This is a genomic window from Myxococcales bacterium, from assembly GCA_016699535.1.
Lineage (GTDB): Bacteria > Myxococcota_A > Polyangia > Polyangiales.
Genome location: CP064980.1, coordinates 946,861 through 970,762 on the forward strand (window position 1 = coordinate 946,861; position 23,902 = coordinate 970,762).

Below are 23,902 nucleotides of genomic sequence, written 5' to 3' on the forward strand. Positions count from 1 at the left end.
GATGGCAGGTATCCATCGAGCAATTTCTCCGACCAGCAATTTTTCAGGGGGAATTGACTTTTGTCGAGAATTTGGCAACCAGGCCGCCTTGGTTTGAATTTATTTTTTTTCTGTATTGCTGGCGTGAACTGAAGAAAACTGCGTAATCTCGTTGGGCTCATGTCAACTCGCAGTACGAAAAAGGGAAATGAAAACATGTTCGATAAACTTACACGCATTCTAGGAATCGCGCTGTTTCTATGTACCAGCGTTGTCGCTTGCGACGATGATGGTGCCGTGGGATCGGGCGCGCTTGTACAAACTGTAGATTTGGCAGCCGGGGAGGCTTGCTCTAATGGTGGAATCACCATTCAAAGTGGTGTTGATAACGATGGAAACGGCATGCTCGACGAAAGCGAGATCACAGACACACAAGATGTCTGCAACGGCTCGCAAGCGAAGATTTTGTCTCGCACTCAAGCGCTTGCTGCGGGTGATGTCAACTGCCAAGCAGGTGGTAACTTCATTGAGATCGGAATGGATAATGGCGATGGCGACGGCACTGCCGGAGACGCTGTGTTGCAGGATGGCGAAGTAGACAGCCAGCAATATGTTTGTGCCGATACGGGAAACACTGTGCTTACTATCGGAACGATCCAGCCGCCAGACGGCCCACCCGGAGCGTTCACCATTAATACAACGGGCGGAGCATCAACCACCGGAACGGGTGGTCAAGGTGGCTACCTTGCCTACGAAATCGACTCCGGAAGTGCTGGTGGACATATTAAGTTTTTCACCACTGGTGAAGTCGATGCGTCTTTCGCTGTACCGGAGGTAAGTGCTGTGGATTTGGGCGATGTTCCTATGGAAGTTTCTGCAGATCTAAGCGTTGCTTCTTATGCTGACGATGGAACGGCTCAGACTGCGCTAAGCGGTGCTACGCCTAGTGCTCCGGCGTATTATTTCGTGACAAGCAATACTTCGATGCGAAAATGGGATGGGACAACGGCTTCAACTGTGACGGGAATTAGTGTTGCCTCAGGAGCAACCTTGACCCTTGAGCCCAACTATTCATCTCTTGTTCAATTTTACATGAGTAATGGGTTGGTCAACAACGGAACCATCAGCACAGCTCTTCTTGCAGACACTGTAAGTCGAGCGAATCTGTACATTTATTGCGAAAGTTTTGTTGGAAACGAAGGCTCTTCTATTGATACCGCGGGTGAAGATATTAGTTCGGGATCCGATGGCGGAAACGGTGGTTACGTCTACCTTTATGCGAGCTACTCGAATTGGTCAGTGTACCAAGGTATTGGTTCGATTCTTAACCATGGCAGCATCAACACCTCGGGGGGCACCGGTGACAACGGCGGAGACGCGGGTCAAGTGTACTGGTACGCCAACCAACGTGTTTGGAACACTGGCAACATAAGCGCAGTGGGTGGCCGCGGCAATGCCAGCGGTACAGGAAACGGCGGCAATGGAGCCTATATAGAAATTGATACGGACTATGGCAGCAATTTCAACTCGGGTAACCTAAACGCATCGGGCGGAAGCGGCACTCAAATTGGTGGTAATGCTGGATATGTCTATCTCTACATCGGCTACCCGGGTGACATTCGCAACACGGGTAACTTGACTTCCAATGGTGGTGACGTGGATGCCGAGTGCACAACAGGCTGCGCCGGCGGTGATGGTCGATACGTTTACTTCTATGAGTATGGTGGTCAGATCGTCAACTCTGGAGCACTCAGCAGCCGAGGTGGTGATGGTGCAGCCGGCGACGGTGGTGACGGTGGCTATCTTGAGATTGGCTCAAGCTATGATGAGGGTTGGTATTCAGACTATCAGCCGATAGGTACCTACCATATTGCCGGAAACATCGATCTTCGTGGTGGTGCTGGCGATACAAGTGGCGGCGATGGTGGCTACTTGAATGTCTACATTGATGCCCGGTATGTTCCAAATGGCCAAGAGATTATTTTCTACGGCTACACGGACATCATCACGAACGGCGGCAACGGTGCAAACGGCGGCGGTGCCGGTTTCATCCGAGCGCAAAACCTCTATGGTGATTCTGATAATCTCGATTACACGCCATCTGGCGGCGTGATCAACTATACGAAGATCACAGCCATCGGTGGTACTGGCAGCAATGGATATGGTGGTCAAGGCGGTTATGTTGATTTCGAAACCGACACTTACTATGGCTACATGACAGAAGCTGAAGTCGTGTACAACTTCGCAGACATTGATGTCAGCGGAGGAGATGCGACGGCAGGCAATGGTGGTCGAGCTGGATATGTCTTCATGTTCGGTTTCAACCGCTTGGAGAATCATGGCAACATCATGGCCAAAGGTGGGGATGCCCTGACTGTCGACTATAGTGGTGGCGATGCGGATTCCGATCCGATTCAGTTGTTTGCTGATCTCGGTGAGACGATCAACACCGGAAACATCTCCGTGATTGGTGGAAGCGGTCTTGGTACTGGTTCTGGTGGTGACGCAGAGCGCATCGAGATTGTTGGTTATACAACCACCAATAGCGGTGAACTGAAGTCAAATGGTGGTTCTGCAGATGCTGCAGCAGGTTTTGGTGGTAATGCCGATATCATCTTCCTGTACAGCACCTATGGAGAGACGAGCAACACTGCCACTGTGCTTGAAGTCAATGGCGGTGCAGCGAACACTCCTGGAACTGACGGAGCTATCTTTATTGATGGCCTCGCTGTGACAGAGTCGTTTTAGCCACGTGATCTCAGCAAGACAGGTGCTTTAACTGAACACCTGCTAAAGAAACCCAGGAAGGACTCGACGAGAGTTGTTCCTGGGTTTTTTTAGGCTTACTTGAAATACAAAACGCAAAGCTCTTCTTGGCGATGCTTCAGCAAAAGCTTTTCTAACTAAGGACTATCGAAGCCAAGAACACAGCTCAGGGAATAGGGAGCCATGTGACGGTTAGATCGGCCACTCTCATTGCCGTTGAGGTGATGGATTGTCCGAACGGTTTAACTGAAATCTCGCTTATCGTACGGCCAGCGGTTACGGCAAGTTGGACTTCAACTTGGTGCAACGGCGCTATGGCAAGGCTATCTCTCGAAGGCGAGGAAAAGTAGGTATCCTCATCGACAGGCTCTAACACGACTGGGATATTGCCAACATTTACAACGTCAAAGATTGCCTCGTTCACATCGTAAATGCCGACGCCTACCACGCTGTTTGCAAGATTAAGAACGGATGGATCGGCATAGCTTCCATAACTGTCGGCACATACAAGCACTGTGTGATCCAGTAGTAGTCGCTCGGGAGACACACCCGTCATCGCATAGCTAGCAAAGCCCAGTCGCTTCATGCAATCCGGGCCATCGTCTGTCGGTGCATACGGAAACCAGTCGATAATCTCTTCTTGACCGGACGACATTTGCTCATAAAGATCCCATGTCGCGCCAATCTTATCGACGGTATCGCCCCAAACTTCAGAATCGGGTAGCGACTCGTCTTCCCGCACTCCAGTCTGCTCGCCTGCATCGTTCACGTTTTGTCCTCTGCGAGCCTGTGCAAATAAGTCGCGCCCTAGCTCTATAAGATCGCTAAACGCGATACGCTGCTCGCTTCCGATCAGCGCTGCAAGAGAACTGTGCAAGGCGACAAGATTTTCGTAGCGTTCAGCCGGTTTCCACTTTTCCCAGCTAGCGAAGTCAGTCAGTTGTTCGAGGGTTTGTCCAAGCGCTGCACTTGCGTTGCTGAACACTTCGGGGTGCGTATTCACATACCAGATCCACAAAGCGACTGCTGCAAGGAGCAGAAACCCCACCAGTACTGTTCCTACGGTCAGCTCGATAACAAAAGCTTCTTCATCGCCTTGAGCACCAAACTCATCAGCGCTTTGCAGCGCACACGCTGATTGTCCAATAAGACAACAGACCAGCAATACACAACAGATTCTACTGAGCAGCGTTGAGCGCGAACGATTCATTAGCTTATTAATAAGCAAGAGCTATGCCAAACAGGCGTTGGCAGTCGAACTTCGTTCTAGCTTGCTGGCATATCGAGACAAGGCATCGAGAATAATGGCAGAAACATTTTCTGCCACACCTACCTCGATCGATGTGGGAAACCCACCTTTCCCGTCATTGCCCACTGGGACAGTTAACCCAGACTGAGGACTCCAATTCACGCGAGTTCTTTAGAGACAAAGCGTTTCAAACCTTGAGCGAGCAGTCTTGAATTAATTCATGTTGTTCGCCGCGACTTGAGACCGTCCCGTGGTGTAGGGTAAGGTGTTTGTTTACCTATTATTTTAGGCATTGTTCAACCGGGTGGAGTTCTAGCTAACTTGCATTCGACAGGCTTCCGGCACACTATTAATGTTCGGCATGTTTGTTAACTTGGTATCTAAGCGAAAAAGCACAGATCCAAAGCGGATTGGTTTGCATCTGCTGTGTTGGTTCCTATGCTTGATGATTGTGGCTATCGTAGGGTGTGAAGGAAAAATCGGAGCGCTGCCGGGTCACGTACAAGCGGGTCTGCCTGATCCCGCTGAGACCTTCGATGCTGAGTGCTCTTCTTGTCATGGGGACTCGATGAGTCCTGCGCCGCCCACCGGCCTTGATGGTGAGAGTGCGACCACGGATCGAGCAGTTGGTGCACACCGAAGTCATTTGGGAGAAGATTCTGTGTGGCACGGAAGAATCGAATGTGGCAACTGCCATATTGTTCCAGCTGAAACCAGTTCACCAGGGCATATAGATGGTGACAACGTAGCGGAGGTCACTTTTGCTGCGCTTGCGACAAGCAACGGCGCTTCACCAGAATGGAACACCGAGACTTGCAGTAATGTTTATTGCCACGGTGCAACACTAAGTGGCGGCTCACTTACCACACCGACTTGGACTCTTGTCGATGGAAGTCAGCGTGCATGTGGAACCTGTCATGGCTATCCACCACCTGCGCCGCATCCGCAAGACGAGAGCTGCGGAAACTGCCACTCGACCATGCAGCCTGGCTCCGATACCTTTCTTGATCCACAGCGGCACATCAATGGTGTGTTGGATGTGGGTGTTCAAGGCCAAACTTGCGATAGCTGTCATGGATCCGATGGCATTGCAGCTCCGCCCCTTGATCTTGCGGGCAACACACAAAGCGCAGCTGTGGGCGCGCACCGCGTGCACTTGGCTGCTTCCGATTGGCATCGCGAGATTGCATGCTCAAACTGCCACGTTGTTCCAGTCAATGTTGATGATGCCGGACACATCGATGGTGATAACGTTGCAGAAGTTCCGTTTGATGCGCTTAATCCTTCAGCCAGTTTTAACCTTGGCTCGGCTACTTGCAGTAACTTGTATTGTCATGGCAATGGCCAGAGCTCTAACGGGACAATGATCTGGACTTCAACCGATCCCGTAGAGTGTGGCTCTTGCCATAGCACCAACGCTGCGAACTCAGGTCAAATGAGTGGCCGTCATCAATTGCACGTGCAGAGCAAGGGTGTGACGTGCAGGGAATGCCACAACGAAGTGATCGATTCGGGAATGAACATCATTAACGCTGATTTGCATATAAATGGTCAGCGCAATATATTATTTAGCGGCGGCGGCAATTGGGATTCCTCCGCGCGCCGTTGTTCCAACATATCCTGTCACGGAAGCAAATCGTGGTAGTTGGGGACATGCTCTAGCACTATTTTGTGAATGATTACATTATGTTGCGAACACGGTCGCGGAACCGTGTTGAGACAGAACGATTCCGCGATCGCTTCTGTAACTCAGGGAAAACACATACGTATTTTATCATAAGCATGTCCCTAACCAGGTTCGGATTTTCTCGTTAGCGAACGCTCTGGCTGCCGCAGGTAGCGTCCAGAGTGCCGGAGACCTGCTCGATCTCAAGTTCTGTAAGACCGTCGTCGAAGACGCCGCTGGCAGTTACGCTGTCGCCGTCGATGTTCACCACAATTTCGGCGGCGGCTCCTCGTGCATGCCAGTCAACGACCGGATCCGAAAAGTTTTCAATATCGTTAACGTAGACGGAGTAGATAACACCATCTCCTTCATAGCGTTCCTGAGCAGTGTCGTCTTCGATTTCAGCTTGCATTTGCACGCGCGATCCATCGCTGTGCACACCGAAAGAACTCGAACTGAACACGAAGGTCGTACTCTGGGTAGCCGCGTACCCAAAAGCGCAACCAAATGAGTCGAATTCCCAAGTTTGCTCGCCGATGGTTAGTGTGGCAGACCCCCTATCACTTGGCGTCTCGCTCGTATCCGTCACGTTTGCATCCGCTCCGTTCGGATCGATTCCGTCTTTATCATCGCTGCTGCAAGCGAACAAAAAGCACGCTACAACAAACGCTCCATAGCTTTTTCGTCGTGTCATGGATAGACCCTAACTGTCTTGTCGAACAATGGGAAGTGCTGCCTCTCATTCACACAAAACAGCGATGACTCAAAAGTCGTAAATAGGGGACGCATTACCAAACTTAGTGCCTCCATATTACGAGTTGCATTTTGAAAAGCTTTGGGTTCGCGCATGTCTCCTTGATTGTGCAAATCATGCAAAAAAAGTTGTTTCTATCCGATGCTTTAAAATATTTGACGCCTTGGAAGCCGAAGCGCTGCTGCGGTGATCTGGCTCATGGTTGGTTGGGAAACTGTGCTCGTTGTGCTTGCTGCGCTCTTTGTCGGAGCGATGCTTCCTGTGTTGCTCCAGCTTTACGTCACCTTAGCAAGCGTGCGTAAGGAATTGCGCAAGAGTTCAAAACACGCAACACGCGTGTTTGACGAAGCCCATGAAACGCTCGTGCAAGCTTCGGCTTTGGTAAAGCATATTAGTAGTCACAAAGAAGACTTCAGTCAGTTGGCGCATTCGGTCAATGAGGTCACGCGTATGGTCAATCAACTTAAAAGCACAATCACCATTGCCTCGGCTGCCGGAGCCGCCATTGGTCCCGCGGTGCAGGCTTTCGTCAAGAGTATGCACGACTGTTCGGCTGAGCAGTGCGAAGAGCAATCAAGCGATGGTGATTCCGAAAAAAAAGGAGAACATCATGAGCAACTCAGAGAAACAAGTGTCCGGTGCTAGCATCCTGCTTGCATTTTTAGGCGGTGCAGCCATTGGAGCCAGTGCAGGTTTGCTGTTGGCACCGCGCGCTGGGAAAGAAACACGCAAACGCATGGGCGAAGCTGCACAGCGCAGCCGAAGCCGTGTTGAGCAAGTTCCCAAAGCGATCGGCGAGGCTTCTCATGCCGCAAAAGCCGCGTTCAAAAATTCGCTCGAAACCAACGCTTCGTCCTAGAAAGCAAGACGAAGCAAAGCAACATGCCCGCGGTAATCTGCAAAATCTTGAGCAAAGGTTTTGGAGGTACTGTGGGCTTGTGTCTGCTGCGTCGCGAGCTGTTACGGCCTGCATATCGTCCGAGACTATTGTGCAAAACCATACCCAAAACGCTCAGGGTCTTAGCCGGGAACGGGATAGCTGTTGGGGGCGCCTGGATTGACATCCTTGAGCAGAACAGTGCCGGTCGTGGTGCCGTCGCTTATCCAAGGCTCGTAGCCATGCGTTGGTTCTTGTCCGATGAAGAAGATAGTTTCACCGATCAAACGAAGAGAAAAGGCTCGACTCGTTCCAGAAGGATTTGGGGCTTTGACAAGAACGGTGCCGCTGTCGGTGCCATCGGTTTTCCACCAAGTCGAGCCCCCGACGCTCTCATACACTGAAAAGTACACCGCTCCGCCAAGGGTCACGAAAGAATCAAATTCAACGCCGTTAGCTCCGTCATTAATATCTTTGACTAAAACCGTGCCCGTATCGGTGCCGTCGGTCTTCCACAATTCGGTGCCGTGTGTTCCATCATCGGCGGCAAAAAAGATGCTACCGCCAAGTTCAAAAAAGTAAGAGGGTAAGCTATCGCCGCTACCGGGATTGATGTCTTTGACCTGCATCGTGCCCGTTTGAGTCCCGTCCGATTTCCAAAGTTCGATGCCCGGAGTATTTCCACCATAAGCACTGAAATAAAGGATGCCGTTATGTTCAAACAAACCGGTTAGATTTCCCCCATTGCCGCCGCTTACGATCTCGGCAGCCAGGACCGTCCCGGACTCGGTGCCATCCGATTTCCAAAGCTCGTTGCCAGTGCTGCCATCGTTGGCCCGGAAATAGATCACGCTTCCTACTGCAATGATTTGGCTGACAAAACTGTCACCCGCTCCCGGGTTGATGTCTTTGACGCGGGTCGTTCCGGTTGCGGTGCCGTCTGACTTCCATAGCTCTTCGCCGGCAGTATCATCGTAAGCTGAAAAATAAAGCGTTCCGTTAACATCCACAAAACCATTCGGTCCACTGTCGCCCGCGCCGGGCTGAATGTCCTTGAGCATCACGGTCCCGCTTGCGGTGCCGTCAGTCACCCACAGTTCGTTTCCGTTCGTGCCATCGGTGGCGCTAAAAAACACTTTACCGTTTGAAAGAGTAAAGCCGCCGGCGTTAGACCCGCCACTGCCATCAGCAATATCTTTGAGCAAGGTTGTGCCAGCATCGCTGCCATCGCTTACCCAAGGCTCCACACCATGGGTGTCTTCATACGCGATAAAGAGAAGATTGCCATTCGGCAAGAGAATGTGTTCCGGACTCGTCGTGCTGTTAGAAGAGCCTGCGGCGATGTCTTTGAGCATCACTGTGCCAGCGTCCGTTCCATCCGATACCCAAGGCTCAAAACCATCGCTGCCGTTGGTCAAAGGCTGATACACAAACGAAGCGCACTGAATGTCAATCGAATCAATGCCCACGCTGCTGACGGTGCCTTGCCCACCAGAAATCGAGCAGCTTTGAAAGGGCGGCTGAGCTGTGATGGTCACATCGAAGTTTGCGCCCTCTTCGAGACCCACTGTAAATTCAAACGAACCTTCTTCCGAAACCACCACATCATAGGCTCCGTTGAGCTGAAGGGTCACGCTGCCGCGCAGGCCCGAGACACTTCCGCCAATGGAAAGCGTTACCGCGCCATCCGCGCCGCCGTCAGTGCCACCGCCATCATCGAGACCGCCATCGCCTGTGTTTATTCCGCCAGCGTTATCTCCGTTGCACGCCAAAAATAAACAGCACAATCCAAGTTGAAACCCAAGTGTGATTTTTCTCATAGGACTTGAACAGTAACGGAAAAGACTTCAATCACCAAATTTTGTTAACACCGACATTTTCGTGCGCGTATCAACGTGCACGGTCATATTCTCTGCGGCTAAAACCATTCGTGCTACGTCTGACCTTGCCCACTTCACACTAGACCTAAAGCCTAAAGCCGGTACTCGTCCGGCATCATGACTGTGGTGTCATTCAATTTTAGCAATTGCAGGGTTTATATTGCGAGGACGATGGATGCGAACACGGACCACAGGAAGTCCCAGTTGAGCCCCGGGCTGGACGTTGTTTTGTCATCGGAGTTTGTCTGAAAAAGAAAAAGATGCCCCGCCCAGACTGACTGCCGGAACAAAAAACAAAGTTGGTGGACCTTCTAGAAATGCCCAGCGAAAACCGAGTTCTGCATTGCCTTGCACGTAGCCAATGAGCCAGCCTTCTGGCGCGAGTTCGTTAAGGGTGAGGTTGTGTGTGAGCGATACTTCGCCTAGACCGAACTGCGCATCAACGTTTGCATACAAGCGATTGACGCCGCCGCCTAAGTCTGTGCCAAACGCAAGGCCAGCGCCACGAAACCGACCATCAAACAAGAACTCTTCAAGGACTAAGCCGTCGACATTAACCTGGTAGGGCTTACGGTAAGACATAAGGCCGATGCCGAAATAAAAAGGCGGGAGTTTTCCTTTGGGGTGGTGCACCACCGAAGAAGACTCTTTGGACTGATCGTAGCGCACGCCCAAAACCAGAGTCTCAAAGCCCGAGACGATCCTAAGATTATTATCGGACAGCTCGCACTGCTCAAGATCACTTGAGGCGTAGCGATCGACTACGCACACCGGCTGAGACGGCTTGGCGCTGGTTTCAAAAGCCCTCGACTCGTATCGCACGATGGGCTCCCATGCATTGAAAAACGGAAAGCCAACCATGCCGAGCAGCCACGCTGCCTTGGGAAGATGTGAGCCGACTTGCGCAATCGTTGGTGCTGCGCCAGTTCGTGGACCTGAGAGACCGTTTGATTCGTAGTAGCCTTTGTGGATGTTGATAAGATCAAACAAACGCGCTTGAACGCTAACGCGCCAGGTAAGGTAGCTTGCCATGCTGATTTGAACGCTGGAGTAGTCTTGCGGGAGCCAGCCTCGGTATCCTGCGCCAAAAGTAATATCGAGCTCAAAGTTCTTAGCAAACAAACGTACAGGTAAATCATTCCTAGTATTGAGCGTCGTTGAAAGTTGCTTTTTTTGTTGAGACGTTGGCTTCTTTTGGCTTGGTTGTTTGTGAGCCAAAGAAGAAGACCTTTTGGGTCTAGCGTTCTGCTTGCTTTGCTTTTGTGATCTGCTTTTATCTTTGGAGCGCTCTAGGCCTTCTTCAACGTGCTCACGTACGCGCTCTTTAATGCTTTGGGCCTTGGCCGTAGAAAAAGAGAAAGCAATGAAGAATACGATCACAAACCAGCGCATTTGTCTGTGTCCAAAAACAATGTGAGCCAAGAGCAACAGCAGCGTAACGCAAAACTTGAAAAAACAGGTAGCAAAAAGCTCAATAAACAGGGGATGCGCCTGACCCAGGAAAAATGTAGGCAACATCCGCTGCTACCTGCCGATAACCGAAGTAAAACGCAGGAGCATCCATGAAAAAGCTATTTCTATTGATTTTAACCTTTGCACTTACCGGTGCTTGCAGTTTTGAGACCTCAGGGGCAAAAAACTCTGAACCAACTGATACCCCTACCGATAGACAAGAAGGAGAAAAGCTCGTTGATTGGCCAGGCAAGCCTTTGGAGCTTTCGGGCCGAATCAGCGAACCTTTGGTTTTGTACAACACCACCGCGCTGCCAGATCAGGCTGACTACATTGTGAAAGGGTACGGGGATCTCGAAGCTTGGTCTGACCTTACCATCATGCCTGGCGTCACCATTGAGTTCACGGAGGGTGTGGGCATCGCTGTTGAGCGTGAAGGATCGTTGTACGCCGTCGGTACAGAAGAGCAGCCAATTGTCTTTACCGGCAAAGAAAAAATTCCTGGTTTTTGGAACGGAATCCTTTACGGCACCACATCAGAAAACAACCGACTGTCTTATGCTGTGGTTGAATACGGTGGCGGTGATGAGCTGAATACATCCGCTCCTGTGGCTTTGGTAGCGCTGGGTGGTTACAATGCGGAGGCGAAGGTTGTCATTGATCATTGCACTTTTCGGCATAGCGCTGGACACGGTCTAGGTGGCAGGCCAGCGGATTTGACTGGATTTTCCAACAACACCTTTGACGATATCGCGCTATCTCCCGTCACTCTGCACTTTGCACAAGCGCGACATCTCGACGCTGCTTCAACATACCTTGGTAGTACTCTTAATGGTATGCATGATGTGATTGAACTTACCGGAGGCAGCCTTAGCGTTGCAATGACTCTCAAGAAACTGGATGCGCCGTATCGTTTTGGCCCTACCAGTTATGCAGTCACCGCTGACATTTTAAACATCAAAGCACCGCTGACGATCGATCCAGGTGTTAATATCCACATGGAAGAAGACACTGGTTTTATCGTGGAGGAAATGGGATCACTTACAGCTCAGGGCACTACTGAGGAGCCGATTGTATTTCAAGGCGAGCTAAACAACGGCCCATGGCTGGGTCTTGGATTTTTAAATACAAGCGCAAACAACCTTCTCGACAGGGTTGAACTCGACGGCGGTGGCGGCGATGACGCGAGCTTTGGTTCAGAGGGCCTCTTTTATCCAGCAACAGTTGCTGTTGGTGCGGCGAATGATGTTTACGGTAAGCTAACCTTTACCAACAGCACCATTACGAACAGTGTCGGTTGGGGAGTGTACGTCTACCCCGACGGTGACCTTACGCAGAGTGGAAACACCTTCAACAATAACGCCTCAGGTGACATCAACTAACCTGACGCTTGCTTTTGGAAAAGCGTTGCGAAAATGAACCGTCAGCAAAGAGGGACAGGCGCCGAGTATAGCGCAAGAAGGCGTCTGTCCCTCAATGCGAAACGCGCGGAAGATGTAAGCCCGCACGAATGCAAAGTATGGCTCAGTCGAGGGCGGGAATATCTTCAAGATTCATTTTTTCTGAGCTAAAATACGATTAGCTGGAATCAAGAGCGCAAATTTGAGTCCGAGCTTCGGAGCTTCAACACCGCCTAACGCTCTATTTTGCCCTGGTATTAAAAAGGAAGCACCCTGATTTGCTCAAGTGAGAGTCACATAGACGTAGAGTTCTTTGAAATTATTAGCTACCATTTCATGGCTATGACAATAACTTGTACTGTGCGAAAAGCGATTGAACGATTACATTGTTCGCGAGATTGCCACACCACGATGTCGTTATTACAAACATGCTGTGTCAGGAATGCAACCTGCCGAAGTTGAACAACTAATAAAAGAACTATCTTATCGCGAATTCATGGAGCGGTTGGTTGAGGGGCTTGAATTTCGTAAGGATTTTCCAGGAGATCACATTAACTGGTGGGATGAAGATAAAATCATCGACTTACTCAAGCAAGTTGGTTTTAGCGAGGTTTATCCTTCGCGTCGTGGACAGTCGATGTTTCCTCCTCTGACCGATCTTGACTTGTTCGACTCAACTCAGCCCAATAACTCCCTTTTTGTTGAAGCTGTGCGATAGATCATCTGAGCCGGTTCTGTGACGCTTTCCTAGAAGCAAACGATTCCATAGTTACAGAACATTTTTGAATTACTCGAGCCGACACGTTTTCTATTGTGCTGGGTCGACGTCCGGACCAACGATGGTGAAACTCTGGGTCTTGTTCGAAGCGTTGGCGACTGGGAGGCTGCTGGCGATTTCATCCCCAGCTGACGTGAGGCTCTCGGGAGTGAATCCCGTCATCGTGAAGCTGCTCGCTAAAGAAGCACAGTCCGAGCTATCGAGCTCGCTCATGTCTGCAGCCGAAAAGCACAACGCAACTGCGCTTGCATCTGCACAGTCCCCTGGACCTGCGCCAACGTGTTTTCCTTCAACCCAAATCATCGTGCCATCCGAGATCATTTGCATTCCGCAATGCAAATGCGTCCCATTTTCGGTTGATGCGGCGTAGTTCACTTCGAAGGTATCGGTTTCGGCGTTTGCCTTGACACGATAGCCGGAAATGCGGTTGAAGGAAGGGAAGTTTTCCATCATCACAAAATCCACGGCGTTCTTGTCGGACCCTGCAGAAGCAGGTTGTACAGTGGCGAAATAACCGAAGCGATCTTCATCGTTTTGTTGATTGAGATAGAGCCATAGTGACTGACTGCTGCCTGATTGGCCAAAGGCCATACCCGATCCGGGTCCACTCATGTCGCCTTCGCTGTCAAATGAGTCTGAGCATTGCAGATCGAGCTGGATGCTAAGCGCATCGATGCCGGTGATACTGATGTCGTGAGTGGCCGCCGTTGCAGCCAAGCACGGTGCGGTTCCGGTTTGGCGTTGGTTGATTTCGCTCATGCGCGCATCCAAGTCTTCAACCGCAGCATTGATGATCCCTTCGGCGCTTCCGCCTGATAACTTATTATAGGTGTCCTTGAACATGGCTTCGATCGCACCCTTCGGGGTGGTTTTGTCGTAGCTCGAAGAATTTTGCGCGTGCGCCGTTTTTAGAATGAACAATTCGGCCAACGTTTTTTTAATCTTTTGCACTATCGAAGCATTTGCAGTGGCAGCAGAGCGTAGGTGCTCAGGGGTCGCCTCGCGTACGATCGGTGCAAGTTCTGGAACGTCAAACTGCGATGATGAGCTACCGCTATCTTCCGCTGAATTAGTCTTGCTTTCCGAGCAAGCAGCAGTGATGAGCAGCGAAACGAGAACTAAAATTGTTGAGATGATTTTGCGCGTGTTCATGTTTTGAATTCTAAGACAAAGCTCCATCACATTGCAAAATTACATGCCAAAACAAGTAGCAACTGCCAGCAGGTCTCACGACAGCCACCCACCTGTCGGATGCAACGATCTCGTTCAAAAAACTGCTATCGTGTTTTCCGTGATCCAGAGCATCGTCCCATGCCAACGGGAGATGCATGGCATGCGAAGAAAAATACGTTGGAAGGACTAGCTGTTTCAATTTGTTGCCGCGCTCCACGATGGAGTGTGGTACAGGTGGTGGAGCGTGCCACCACGGCGAGCATTAAAACAGGAGTGCTAAGATGAAAGTTCCGCAGATCGCAGCGCGTGCGCCAAAAAAGACTTCTGTGCGCAAAGGCCAAGAGTACTATTGGTGCGCGTGCGGAAAATCGCAAAATCAGCCCTTCTGCGATGGATCGCACCGAGGCAGTGCTTTTGTCCCGAAACAATTTGTCGCCGAGGAAGATGGTGATGTGTATCTTTGCATGTGCAAGCATACAAACAATCCACCGTATTGTGACGGCACTCACGCCAAACTACCGAAAGAGGAAACAGTCGTCTTACAACCACGCGAGGGCGTTGGTGCCCGAAGCTCGGCAGAAGAACCGTACGTCGAGTTTATTCACGAGCTGGCGCGCAATGGACTAAGTCAGCTTGGCCATCACGGCGAAATGGGCGCGATGGGTGTGCCGCGCACGCTGCTTCCGAGTTGGGATGACATCCAAATTGTAACGGCTCAACTGCACCGCAAGCCCTTGCTTGATGACGCTCCGGTGGGGAGCAATCTGGTCATTGGCCCGCGCGCAAAGAAACCGCTGACGCTCAACATTCCGCTCTTCGTATCGGACATGAGTTTCGGTGCCCTCTCCGAAGAAGCCAAGATCTCGCTTGCACGCGGCGCAGAACTTGCCGGCACGGGCATTTGCTCCGGCGAAGGAGGCATGCTCCCTGAGGAACAACAGAGCAACAGTCGCTATTTTTACGAACTCGCTTCGGCTCAATTTGGTTATGACGAAGCGCTTCTGAGCAAGGTGCAGGCCTTTCACTTCAAAGGCGGCCAGGGCGCAAAAACAGGTACAGGTGGTCACCTGCCTGCAAACAAGGTGGTCGGGAAAATCGCAGAGGTCCGTAAACTCAAGGAAGGCACTCCAGCAATTTCGCCTGCTACATTCCCGGCTCTCAACACGCCCAAAGACTTTGCAAACTTTGCGCGCCGTGTGCGAGAACTTAGCGGGGGTATCCCGATTGGTTTTAAACTTTCGGCGCAACACATCGAAAAAGATATCGCGTTTGCAATCGAAGCGGGTGCGGACTACATCATTTTGGATGGTCGAGGCGGCGGCACCGGTGCTGCGCCTCTGATCTTCCGCGACAACATTTCAGTGCCCACTATCCCCGCCCTAGCTCGCGCCCGACATTTCTTGAACAGCAACGGACACTCCGATATTACCTTGATCGTAACGGGTGGTTTGCGCACACCAGCAGACTTTGTCAAAGCCATGGCACTTGGCGCAGACGGCATTGCTCTCGCCAACTCCGCGATACAGGCCATCGGTTGCGTCGGGGCCCGCATGTGTAACACCAACAACTGCCCCTCAGGCATTGCCACACAAAAGCCTGAACTGCGAAAGAAGATCAATATCGATGAGGCTTCACAACACTTGGCGCGTTTCTTGGGCGCTTCAGTTGAGCTGATGAAACTTCTAGCCCGAGCCTGCGGCCACGATCATTTAAACAAACTCTGCCATGATGATCTTGTAAGCTGGAAAAAAGACATGGCCGAGCTAAGTGGTGTGAATTTCGCCGGTGCACCAGGCAGCGAATTAAGCTGAGATGGTGGACCTTTTTCGAAAGCATGGACGTACGGGTTGTGCTGCTGGTTCAGAACGATTCATTGGCATGCTTGAAACGAAGCCAGGCAAAAGTCGTCGTTTGACAAAACCGGGTAGAAAATCTGCTTCAAAATGATCACCCCTTCGGTTCCTCGATTCGCTGGCTATGGTAAGTCGAAGAGCAATACGAGATTGAACTCATACACCACAGAACTCTTTTCCCCTGCAACGATGCTCGCGGGAACACACCGCGGTCCGAAACCCTCGAAACCAACCATATCCCCCTTTCCAGGTGCGGGTGAATCAGCAGATGCATTGGTCACATCGTCAAGAAATACGACGAGGCCGTGTTCCCCAGGCGCGATATTTTCAAAACTTAAAACCAACTCAGCCCCCGACTCCGGCACCGTCACGTCAGACTCGATGTGACCGAACACAAACGCTTCAGGTTGCTCCAGCTGATCGCAATCACTCACGAGGGTAATGTACAAATCGCCCGTTCCGTCACCACCCGATCCAGGGGGAACTGTGCTTGAGAGAGTTAGACTCAACTGGCCAGTCTTTGCTGAACCGGTTGCCGTATCCGAACCATCACTTGATGATTCATCTGCACACGCTGGCATCAAGAACAGTGCAGTGACGAGAGAAATCAAAAGGAAACGATTTAGTGTTTTTCGCATAGATTTTTCCAAGGCTATTGCTCCGAGCATCTCGGTTGTGGTGGATAACGTGGCGCGAGCCCGGCCGGGATGATACGGTGAGCCTCAAACACCGAAGACATGCTCAAGGCATCGCAAGCCAAGGACGCATTCGTGCTCGACGGATCTTCTCGTACATCAGCAACACTGTCGATAAGCTGCTCAAGATAGAGGCTGACGTCACCCTGTTTACAACCAACACCTGAGACCAACATCGTGTTGATAAATTCACCGACAGGCCAGCGTCCGGTGAATAACAGCGGCGAGATCTCTTGATTGTCCTTCGATATTTTTCCATAGATTTTCATATCGGTAAGCACGAGGTCAATACCGTATTTCTCACCATAGGTTGCATAACGGCGCCGGTTCGGCAATTGAGCAACAAGTTGGCGGTCACGGATATATCCCGGAACGCGATCGACCGGATTGTTGATATCGCCTTGTACAAAACGACTTTCATCTAACCACAGTCGGTCGGTACCATCCCAATTGAGTTCCTCGAAAACAATATCGCTATCCGTAGCATGTACGCTCAGGGGATTGGCTAAATCTTCTGTACCGGCCGGTAGACCGTAGACGGACTGACTAAAACTCAAATAAACAAGTGGATCATTATCTTCTCCATTCCAGCCATAAATCACCAACGTTGGAGAATCAATCGCGCGTCTCTGTGAGTGCTCCAGATCGGATTCCAAATCGGACGCAATTGACAAGGCAAGAGGCATGACGTGTTGGGCAACAACGTTGTCGACACCACCATCACCATCGAGGCTTGGAGTCCCTGCGCCGCTCATACAACTGGAAAGTGGCTGGTCTGCGGTTGTGCATAAACCATCAATATCGAAACCAATTTCCTGCCATTCACCATCATCTAATTGCAGACGAATTTTGGAGGTTGCAAACCAAAGTTCGCCAATATCTTCGCCATCATCGGTGAGGCTCGGCGAAGTTGGGAGCTTTTTTAGAGTGCAGCTGCTTTGGCTCTGCTTAGCCACCAGGCCCGGATCGTATACCGAACAAGCGACAAAGAAGCCTGAACAAAGCGTAAGCAAAAAGACGCGAGCCACTTCTATAGTCTAATGCACTAGGTGCGCAACTCAAGAGGAAGATGAACTACGTACCTTGCCCTACACAGGCATTTATATCAGGCGCAATGTGTAATCCGCCAGTGTTAGCCCTGTATGCGGAAAAGTGCAGGCCGATGCTCAGTGCGTCGCATGAAGGGACGGAAGATCCCACACCACCCGTCGTATACAGATCAAGGTTCGAATCGATGAAGCGTTGCAACGCCGAGAAGTCTACCTGCACAGAATCGGGGCAAAGACCGAAGTCGGGTAATGCTGTGAGGGCGTCGGAGCGACGCCAAGACCCAACGATGCTTGCCTCCAAGATGCTTTGCTCGGGAATTGAGATTTCAGCTATCAGATACGCGTTCACTAAAATAACACTAAGTTTGCGTTCGCTATCGTAGAAACTCAAAACAAACTGATCCGGAATCCGAGCGACCAGGGTGCCCTCACTGATGTAAGCATCATCGTCGACAAATCTTGGCTTCGCCAGGCCTCCGGAAAAAAAATCACTGGCCCGTAACCAAAAATGATCGTCTCCGTTCCAAATGGGGGGAGCATAGGGCCAATCTGCATCGAGCGGAGTCCCTAGTTGTCCCGGGTCAACTTCACTCGACAAATCACCTGGTACACCGAACACTGTCTGTGCAATATCAACTTGGACTTCGCTATCGTTTACTTCTCCATTCCAATTGTGAACCTTAGCCCAAACGGCTCCAACGCCTTGCTCCAGTGCTACCTGAAAATTAGTAGCAGCTTCCGGAAATACCGAAAAAATAAAAGGAGTCACCCTCTTAGCAAACACATTGTCCTGTCCTTGCTCACCATCCTCAATAGGAAGATTGTCTTGAGTCACACATGCATTGTCAAAGTTGGGCGCCCTAGTGCAGCTTCCATCGAGATCATAAGATCGTGTTGTGGCTGCACCATCTTGGTTTAGCCATTCCAGGTTTGCCAGCACAAATACCAAATCGCTTTTTGAGTCGCCCCCAGTTGGCGCTGGCCGCGAGGGAATGCTTTTTAGCTGGCATGCTTGCGCAACAAGTTCCGGATCATAAACTTTGCAAGAAGCGCAACTGAGGGCAAGCAGAAGCCAGGCTATCACTTTCGAAGCGCCAATTGTTTTTTTTCGTCTTGGCGTTGCACTCACGTCGTTTGCTTACCATTCTTGGAGTGCTTTGTTTAGTCACAAAGCTTTCGTTCGATTTCTGTGTTTACCGGTAAGGGTTATCATACAGCGCATTGCTGCTTGTTGTGCCCGGAGGCCGAGTGTCATCACCCGTTTTATTGCCTGATTTCTTCGACTGAACTGCTTCCTTGGCTTCAGTTTTAGCATCCTTAGCAATAACTTGCTTCGCATTCTTGACTCCTTGCGATACCGATTTAGAACCACTGTTTGATTCGGGTTGGAGCACTTTGCGTTTCCCGTCGTCAGGCGTTTCATCAGTCACTGCTTTAGTAGCCAAATTATCAACCTCAGGGCTCTTTAGGGCATTGCCATGGTTGACGTTTCCTTCAACGCTCGTCGTAACGTTGCCCGGGCCCGCTGAGGCCTTGTCGTCTTCTGGAAGGGAAGTGCTTATTGATCGGGCAGCGTCAGGCTGGTCTGGTGTTGATCGAAAGATCATCAGAAAAGCGAGAGCGGCTAAAACTAGAGCGATACCAACGCTGCCTACCAAAGCCAGCTTGCGTAGTTTAGAGCGTCGCCAAGCTAACCCTGACATCCTTTGTGAACTCGCCGACAGCGCAGCTTCCGGACGCGTCGGTGTGTTGGAATCCGTTGCCCATGGATCAATTCTTTCTCTTGAGGCCCGCATGACTTCCGACATTTCTCGGCGAATTGAGGCGGTCGTTTCCGATTCCCGCTCAAAAGACACAGGAAGCCGCTCGGAAGCCTCGCGAATAGCTTCATCGCGGCGCGCTAACAATTCTGGCGCGGTCTCCTTCACTTTTTGTGCAACCAAACGATGCGAGGCGAGCCCGCCAAAATGCTTCGCTGCTTCTTCCAAAGCGATGGCAAAATCTTCAGCGGAAGCAAATCTTTCTTCAGGGTCACGCGCCAAAGCTTTGCTCACCACCTCATCCAAAGGTTTAAGTGCATTATCTATCTCCGAGACAAGCGGAATCTTTGCATTTAGTAGCTTTCCAATCTTTCCGCTGTTGGTATCCGAGTCGAACAGACGTTTCCCTGTCAGCATCTCCCAAAGTACAGTTCCCATTGAAAAAAGGTCAGAGCGTTGATCGACCTTGTGATCAAGCAAATACTCTGGTGCCGCGTAAGTAAGCTTTCCCTTAAAATCACCGATATTGGTTGTTGTGGTGAGTCTACTGTTGGCTTTTGCAATTCCAAAATCGCTAAGCTTCGCAACGCCATCAATATCGACCAAAATATTATGCGGAGAAACATCGCGGTGAATTAGACCCAAGGGTTGTCCTTCATCGTCACAAAGATTGTGAGCCGCATTGAGCCCTGCCAACGCATCGGAAACGATACGCGAAACAATCGGAACGCTTAGTGGCTCATCCGTCGTTCTCTTTTTGGACAGGGTTCCAGCATGATGACCCTGGACATACTCCATCACAATAAAATAGCCATGTGGTTGAGACACTGCGACATCAAGTATCGCAACCACATTACTATGGTGGATTTGAGATGCGATTCGAGCTTCATCGAGGAACATGCCAACAAAAGCCTCATCCTGAGTAAAACCTGCGTTCAGAAATTTGATTGCCACACGCCTAGAAAAGCCACCAGCGCCATGAGCGCGGGCTGCATACACCGTTCCCATGCCGCCCTGCGCAAGTGGGCATAGAAGTTGGTAGCGCCCAAGCCTTGTCCCACTGAGGTTAGCTTCGCCGAAAGATTTGGCAGTGGATTGCTCGGCCGCCATCACAAGGACCCTTGGTAGTTGAGTCCAACAGCGTGATCGCTTAGCGCCACGTTGAGTCCCTTGTCACCGTCCGACCAATCCGTAAAAAACAGAGCCACAGTGGCCGTCGCAAGGACGCTCAGCGCTGTTGCGCCTATGAATAAACTAGTACGCAGTTCTTTACTTTGGTCTTTATCGAGGGCCTCTGCAGTTGGGTTGTTCTCGTAATCATCGATACCCGCGAGCATATCCATCCCTGACCAGATGGTGAGACCGAGCAAAATAGAACTTAGCCCGATGCCCGTATAGACAAACAGGGGGCTTAGACCCTCTTGCTTGGGTTCCGAGGCTTTTTCCCCTGATGCAGGTTTTAGAGTTGTTTGTAGATTGCTATCTTCGTCAACTGTTTCACTTTGAGCGGGGGCTTGCAGCTCCACATCGAGGACCTCCTGCGGCTTCAGGGAAAGTCGCCTTTTCACCACGCCCGATGAAAACTCAGCTGACACTAAAATTTCTTGTTCGGGTAGAACAAAAAATTCACGTTGCTCAACCAAACGGTCGTTGACCAGCAAGGTGCAGGCCTCACACCTTGCACGAATTTTTCCGAGCTCATCTTCAGCACGCTTAAGAGTGGGCATCCCAACATCAACGCTTGCTGGATGCATTGGAAACTTTTCCAGTAGAAGCAAAGCGCGATTGGCAGCTGCTGGTAGATCTGAGGTCGCGAGATAAGCTCTTATGGACTGTCCTAAAGCTATGGCTGATGGCCAAAGACGGTAAGCCGTATCAAACCATCGCGCCGCAACTTCGTAGTTTTCTGCTAAAAACGCCGCTGCTCCCGCGTCATACGCTTCGGCAGCGCCCTTTCGTCTCTCAAGCGAAGCGTCGTTTGTTTGCGCACAAGCCACGGCAATCAAGGCGGGACTCCCGCTTAGCGCGTAAAAGATACAAAAGCAGCATGTAGCGAACTTTATCGCACTCCGGGATCGCGTTTTCATTCCTTTATCAAGTGTACCACGTGCCTCGCCCGGCTCAAAAAGCCTGTTTACAAACAAGCGCAGATAAGTCGGAACAAGACACCACACAGTCCCACACCAGCTCTTCAAACAAGCCACATATCAACAACGGATGAAAAACAAGTTCCATTAATCAGCCGCGTTTAGCTGTGTGGGTTGAGTCAAGACAATAGCCCACACGCAAGTTGCATCCGTCCCCCGATCATGCAGGTAGCAAGACAGCACTTGTGATGTTGGGTTTCGGTCATTTTGTTATTCAACCGAGGGATCCTGAGTATCCGTCCCTTGGTTTTTATTTATCTATTTAGCAGTGGTGCAATGGCCGTTTCTGCAGCTGCCGGCAGGACACTCTTTGTTGCTGTAGCATTTGCCGCCTGCAGTGGTGCACATGCCGCTGCGGCAAACACCGCCCGCGCACTCTTTGTTGCTGTAACACTTGCCGCCAGCGGTCGTGCACTGTCCACTCCTACAACTGCCAGCAGGACACTCTTTGTTGCTGTAACACTTACCGCCCGCAGTGGTGCACAGCCCCGAACGACACACACCGCCGCCGCACTCTTTGTTGCTGTAACACTTACCACCTGCAGTCGTGCATGTCCCGCTTCGACACACACCGCCAGGACATTCCCGATTGCTGTAACACTTACCGCCTGCAGTGGTGCACAGTCCCGATCGACACACGCCCCCGCCGCACTCCCGATTGCTATGACAGCGCCCAGCATTGCTTTGCCCAAGTGCAAAAACAGCCGCAACTACAAACAAGAGCACAAACAACAAAGCCGTCTTTACAACTAAGCGCACTAAACCAAGCCTAGCACGCGACAACCCATCCCGCTTTGCCCTCTTCGCACACGGTACTCACTACTATAAGGACGAGAGGCTAGAGACGGCATGGCAGAAATGGCATGGAAAGTATTGTAAAAGAGACGGAAATGGCATTAAAAATGCTTAAAACAAGACATGAATGTCATTAAAAGTGCTTATAAAGCGACATCTTTGGCAATGCCATGGATTTGAAGGCGCTAAGATTAGTGTTGAAGATAAGTTGTCTACATGCAGCGCTTCGACACCTTTTCACGATATTGTTCAGCGGCTTTGGAATCTGTGCCATGTGCTGCGCGACTTAGCCAAGCTGGTCGAGTCCATCGATGCGCTTGATTGGTATTCGGCCAAAAGCAAACGACTCATCGCAGCAGGAAAGCCACCCAAAGTGGCTATCACAGCAGCGTCCCGCAAACTGTTTTGCATCGTCAATGCCATGCTGCGGGATGACTGTTCTTTTCGGACTATGCCTGCAGACTAACATCTTTCCTTAAGACGTTTGCTGACACCTTTCTCATCAGCACGGCCTCGCGTTGAGGGCAGCGATTCGCTGGTGCTGAGGACTGACCCCATCGCAATTCAATAGTTCAAGAAACATTAGTCAGTAAAATCAGCAGGAAAAATTGGTCTGATCCTTGCAACAACTCTCAGGCAAGGAGTCTTCCATGCCCAAATCCTTTTTTTCATTTCCACTCATTGTCATTCTTTGTATGACGTTGTCCTTCAATGTGAGTTGTGCTTCAGAAACACAAGAAGCCGCCATCGAAATGAGTGACGATGCTTTTACAGCCGAAGCGGGCAATTTCATTCAGGTACTCCGTGACGCAGTGGTTGCACTTGGGATTGCAATTGTTGCAGAAGTCTTAGTGGCAGCATGGATCATTACTGTCCCAACTGCGCTTTACCTGGAAACAGATTTACCTGAAAAAAACTGGACGACCTTGCAACAACTCGCCTTCATCCAACACGTATGGATGACGCAACCACACGCTGTCTATCAGGCGTTTGCCGAGCAAGCCACCTTAATACTACAGACCTTCTTGGCCAATGCATCAGCAGCACTTAACCCGCCCATGCTTGATACGGTCCTTGCTGCCTCTGTGGACACGAGCGGTTACGAGACTCCCGAAAATCTAACCGTCGACTACTTTGTTAGCCTCGGTATCACCGAGCCTAACGTTTGCCTATCCACTTGCATTACCGACGACGGACGGCTTGCAGGTTTCCGACAAGATGTGGCCCCCGAAGACCGCTTCCGTGCAGCCTATGGTCTTGGCGTTGGGCCCACTCTGGATATTGCCCATGCCATGTCACGCGTACAACTGGTACTTGCCGTGGCAGCGGGCAGTGGCTACAGCCGGATTCGACAAGCAGCCGCAACCACAATCGATATCCTGGTGCGCATGGCAACTATCGAGAACAACTACACGGGACTTTCTCAAAGGCTTGCAGAACAGGGAACGCTTGGTGGTTTTCGGAGCAGCGTGTCCCAGTGCCCTCATATTCAAACCGAATGCTTTAGCCCATCGAGCAACTAGCGTTTTCTGCAACCCAGTGCTCTAGCGAGGAAGCCTGGTAGGGTGTCAGGTCGCTTCATGTAGACACTTTCTGAGAAAATGCATCGATAAGATGGGCATACCCTGA

Annotated in this window: 20 protein-coding genes; 10 read left to right on the forward strand and 10 right to left on the reverse strand. The window is 50.9% G+C overall.

Annotated features, from left to right (window positions below; translation table 11 throughout):
- Positions 1–195 precede the first annotated feature (195 nt).
- Positions 196–2,727: a hypothetical protein gene (locus IPJ88_04520; GenBank protein ID QQR91001.1), complete on the forward strand. Its 2,532-nt coding sequence runs from the start codon at positions 196–198 to the stop codon at positions 2,725–2,727.
- A gap of 184 nt (positions 2,728–2,911) precedes the next feature.
- Here the strand turns inward: IPJ88_04520 and IPJ88_04525 are convergent, their stop codons facing one another.
- Positions 2,912–3,955: a hypothetical protein gene (locus tag IPJ88_04525; protein ID QQR91002.1), complete on the reverse strand. Its 1,044-nt coding sequence runs from the start codon at positions 3,953–3,955 to the stop codon at positions 2,912–2,914.
- Between the two features lie 400 nt (positions 3,956–4,355).
- On the opposite strand from IPJ88_04525, the gene IPJ88_04530 reads away from it, so the two are divergent.
- Positions 4,356–5,639, forward strand: a complete 1,284-nt coding sequence (locus IPJ88_04530; GenBank protein ID QQR91003.1) for a CxxxxCH/CxxCH domain-containing protein — start codon at positions 4,356–4,358, stop codon at positions 5,637–5,639.
- A gap of 166 nt (positions 5,640–5,805) precedes the next feature.
- Here IPJ88_04530 and IPJ88_04535 read toward each other — a convergent pair whose 3' ends face one another.
- Positions 5,806–6,354, reverse strand: a complete 549-nt coding sequence (locus IPJ88_04535; GenBank protein QQR91004.1) for a hypothetical protein — start codon at positions 6,352–6,354, stop codon at positions 5,806–5,808.
- Between the two features lie 258 nt (positions 6,355–6,612).
- Between IPJ88_04535 and IPJ88_04540 the strand changes: the two genes are divergently transcribed.
- Both IPJ88_04540 and IPJ88_04545 read left to right on the forward strand, forming a co-directional pair.
- Positions 6,613–7,059 carry a hypothetical protein gene (locus IPJ88_04540; GenBank protein ID QQR91005.1) on the forward strand — a complete coding sequence of 149 codons (447 nt, stop codon included), beginning with the start codon at positions 6,613–6,615 and terminating at the stop codon, positions 7,057–7,059.
- Positions 7,025–7,273: a YtxH domain-containing protein gene (locus IPJ88_04545; GenBank protein QQR91006.1), complete on the forward strand. Its 249-nt coding sequence runs from the start codon at positions 7,025–7,027 to the stop codon at positions 7,271–7,273. Before IPJ88_04540 ends, IPJ88_04545 begins: the two co-directional genes overlap by 35 nt.
- 161 nt (positions 7,274–7,434) lie before the next feature.
- Here IPJ88_04545 and IPJ88_04550 read toward each other — a convergent pair whose 3' ends face one another.
- Both IPJ88_04550 and IPJ88_04555 read right to left on the reverse strand, forming a co-directional pair.
- Entirely contained in the window at positions 7,435–9,111 is a 1,677-nt protein-coding gene (locus IPJ88_04550; GenBank protein ID QQR91007.1) for a hypothetical protein, read from the reverse strand.
- Positions 9,112–9,402: 291 nt separating this feature from the next.
- Positions 9,403–10,689: a hypothetical protein gene (locus IPJ88_04555; protein QQR91008.1), complete on the reverse strand. Its 1,287-nt coding sequence runs from the start codon at positions 10,687–10,689 to the stop codon at positions 9,403–9,405.
- Between the two features lie 44 nt (positions 10,690–10,733).
- On the opposite strand from IPJ88_04555, the gene IPJ88_04560 reads away from it, so the two are divergent.
- The gene (locus IPJ88_04560) at positions 10,734–12,005 is read left to right on the forward strand and encodes a hypothetical protein (protein ID QQR91009.1); all 1,272 of its coding nucleotides are present in this window, start codon (positions 10,734–10,736) and stop codon (positions 12,003–12,005) included.
- A gap of 391 nt (positions 12,006–12,396) precedes the next feature.
- Entirely contained in the window at positions 12,397–12,741 is a 345-nt protein-coding gene (locus tag IPJ88_04565; GenBank protein ID QQR91010.1) for a hypothetical protein, read from the forward strand.
- A gap of 90 nt (positions 12,742–12,831) precedes the next feature.
- Here the strand turns inward: IPJ88_04565 and IPJ88_04570 are convergent, their stop codons facing one another.
- On the reverse strand, positions 12,832–13,953 hold the full coding sequence (locus IPJ88_04570) for a hypothetical protein (protein ID QQR91011.1): 1,122 nt from the start codon (positions 13,951–13,953) through the stop codon (positions 12,832–12,834).
- A gap of 302 nt (positions 13,954–14,255) precedes the next feature.
- Here IPJ88_04570 and IPJ88_04575 point away from each other — a divergent pair, with 302 nt between their 5' ends.
- The gene (locus IPJ88_04575; protein ID QQR91012.1) at positions 14,256–15,785 is read left to right on the forward strand and encodes a CDGSH iron-sulfur domain-containing protein; all 1,530 of its coding nucleotides are present in this window, start codon (positions 14,256–14,258) and stop codon (positions 15,783–15,785) included.
- A 164-nt stretch (positions 15,786–15,949) separates the two neighbouring features.
- Here the strand turns inward: IPJ88_04575 and IPJ88_04580 are convergent, their stop codons facing one another.
- From IPJ88_04580 to IPJ88_04600, 5 genes are all read right to left on the reverse strand, one after another.
- Positions 15,950–16,477, reverse strand: coding sequence for a hypothetical protein (locus IPJ88_04580; protein ID QQR91013.1), 528 nt, complete (start codon positions 16,475–16,477; stop codon positions 15,950–15,952).
- Between the two features lie 2 nt (positions 16,478–16,479).
- On the reverse strand, positions 16,480–17,550 hold the full coding sequence (locus IPJ88_04585) for a hypothetical protein (protein QQR91014.1): 1,071 nt from the start codon (positions 17,548–17,550) through the stop codon (positions 16,480–16,482).
- A 46-nt stretch (positions 17,551–17,596) separates the two neighbouring features.
- The gene (locus IPJ88_04590; protein ID QQR91015.1) at positions 17,597–18,700 is read right to left on the reverse strand and encodes a hypothetical protein; all 1,104 of its coding nucleotides are present in this window, start codon (positions 18,698–18,700) and stop codon (positions 17,597–17,599) included.
- A gap of 64 nt (positions 18,701–18,764) precedes the next feature.
- The gene (locus IPJ88_04595; GenBank protein QQR91016.1) at positions 18,765–20,441 is read right to left on the reverse strand and encodes a serine/threonine protein kinase; all 1,677 of its coding nucleotides are present in this window, start codon (positions 20,439–20,441) and stop codon (positions 18,765–18,767) included.
- Positions 20,441–21,337: a hypothetical protein gene (locus IPJ88_04600; protein ID QQR91017.1), complete on the reverse strand. Its 897-nt coding sequence runs from the start codon at positions 21,335–21,337 to the stop codon at positions 20,441–20,443. Before IPJ88_04600 ends, IPJ88_04595 begins: the two co-directional genes overlap by 1 nt.
- Before the next feature lie 417 nt (positions 21,338–21,754).
- On the opposite strand from IPJ88_04600, the gene IPJ88_04605 reads away from it, so the two are divergent.
- The 3 genes from IPJ88_04605 (at position 21,755) to IPJ88_04615 (ending at position 23,796) form a co-directional block, all read left to right on the forward strand.
- The gene (locus tag IPJ88_04605) at positions 21,755–22,231 is read left to right on the forward strand and encodes a hypothetical protein (protein ID QQR91018.1); all 477 of its coding nucleotides are present in this window, start codon (positions 21,755–21,757) and stop codon (positions 22,229–22,231) included.
- 169 nt (positions 22,232–22,400) lie between these two features.
- Positions 22,401–22,739: a hypothetical protein gene (locus IPJ88_04610; protein QQR91019.1), complete on the forward strand. Its 339-nt coding sequence runs from the start codon at positions 22,401–22,403 to the stop codon at positions 22,737–22,739.
- Positions 22,740–22,923: 184 nt separating this feature from the next.
- The gene (locus IPJ88_04615) at positions 22,924–23,796 is read left to right on the forward strand and encodes a hypothetical protein (GenBank protein QQR91020.1); all 873 of its coding nucleotides are present in this window, start codon (positions 22,924–22,926) and stop codon (positions 23,794–23,796) included.
- Positions 23,797–23,902 lie beyond the last annotated feature (106 nt).

Excerpts from the sequence above, each read along its gene's own strand:
- IPJ88_04520 (QQR91001.1), top strand. The coding sequence starts at position 196 with ATGTTCGATAAACTTACACGCATTCTAGGAATCGCGCTGTTTCTATGT.
- IPJ88_04525 (QQR91002.1), bottom strand. The coding sequence starts at position 3,955 with ATGAATCGTTCGCGCTCAACGCTGCTCAGTAGAATCTGTTGTGTATTG.
- IPJ88_04530 (QQR91003.1), top strand. The coding sequence starts at position 4,356 with ATGTTTGTTAACTTGGTATCTAAGCGAAAAAGCACAGATCCAAAGCGG.
- IPJ88_04535 (QQR91004.1), bottom strand. The coding sequence starts at position 6,354 with ATGACACGACGAAAAAGCTATGGAGCGTTTGTTGTAGCGTGCTTTTTG.
- IPJ88_04540 (QQR91005.1), top strand. The coding sequence starts at position 6,613 with ATGGTTGGTTGGGAAACTGTGCTCGTTGTGCTTGCTGCGCTCTTTGTC.
- IPJ88_04545 (QQR91006.1), top strand. The coding sequence starts at position 7,025 with ATGAGCAACTCAGAGAAACAAGTGTCCGGTGCTAGCATCCTGCTTGCA.
- IPJ88_04550 (QQR91007.1), bottom strand. The coding sequence starts at position 9,111 with ATGAGAAAAATCACACTTGGGTTTCAACTTGGATTGTGCTGTTTATTT.
- IPJ88_04555 (QQR91008.1), bottom strand. The coding sequence starts at position 10,689 with ATGTTGCCTACATTTTTCCTGGGTCAGGCGCATCCCCTGTTTATTGAG.
- IPJ88_04560 (QQR91009.1), top strand. The coding sequence starts at position 10,734 with ATGAAAAAGCTATTTCTATTGATTTTAACCTTTGCACTTACCGGTGCT.
- IPJ88_04570 (QQR91011.1), bottom strand. The coding sequence starts at position 13,953 with ATGAACACGCGCAAAATCATCTCAACAATTTTAGTTCTCGTTTCGCTG.
- IPJ88_04575 (QQR91012.1), top strand. The coding sequence starts at position 14,256 with ATGAAAGTTCCGCAGATCGCAGCGCGTGCGCCAAAAAAGACTTCTGTG.
- IPJ88_04595 (QQR91016.1), bottom strand. The coding sequence starts at position 20,441 with ATGGCGGCCGAGCAATCCACTGCCAAATCTTTCGGCGAAGCTAACCTC.
- IPJ88_04605 (QQR91018.1), top strand. The coding sequence starts at position 21,755 with ATGGCCGTTTCTGCAGCTGCCGGCAGGACACTCTTTGTTGCTGTAGCA.
- IPJ88_04610 (QQR91019.1), top strand. The coding sequence starts at position 22,401 with ATGTCATTAAAAGTGCTTATAAAGCGACATCTTTGGCAATGCCATGGA.
- IPJ88_04615 (QQR91020.1), top strand. The coding sequence starts at position 22,924 with ATGCCCAAATCCTTTTTTTCATTTCCACTCATTGTCATTCTTTGTATG.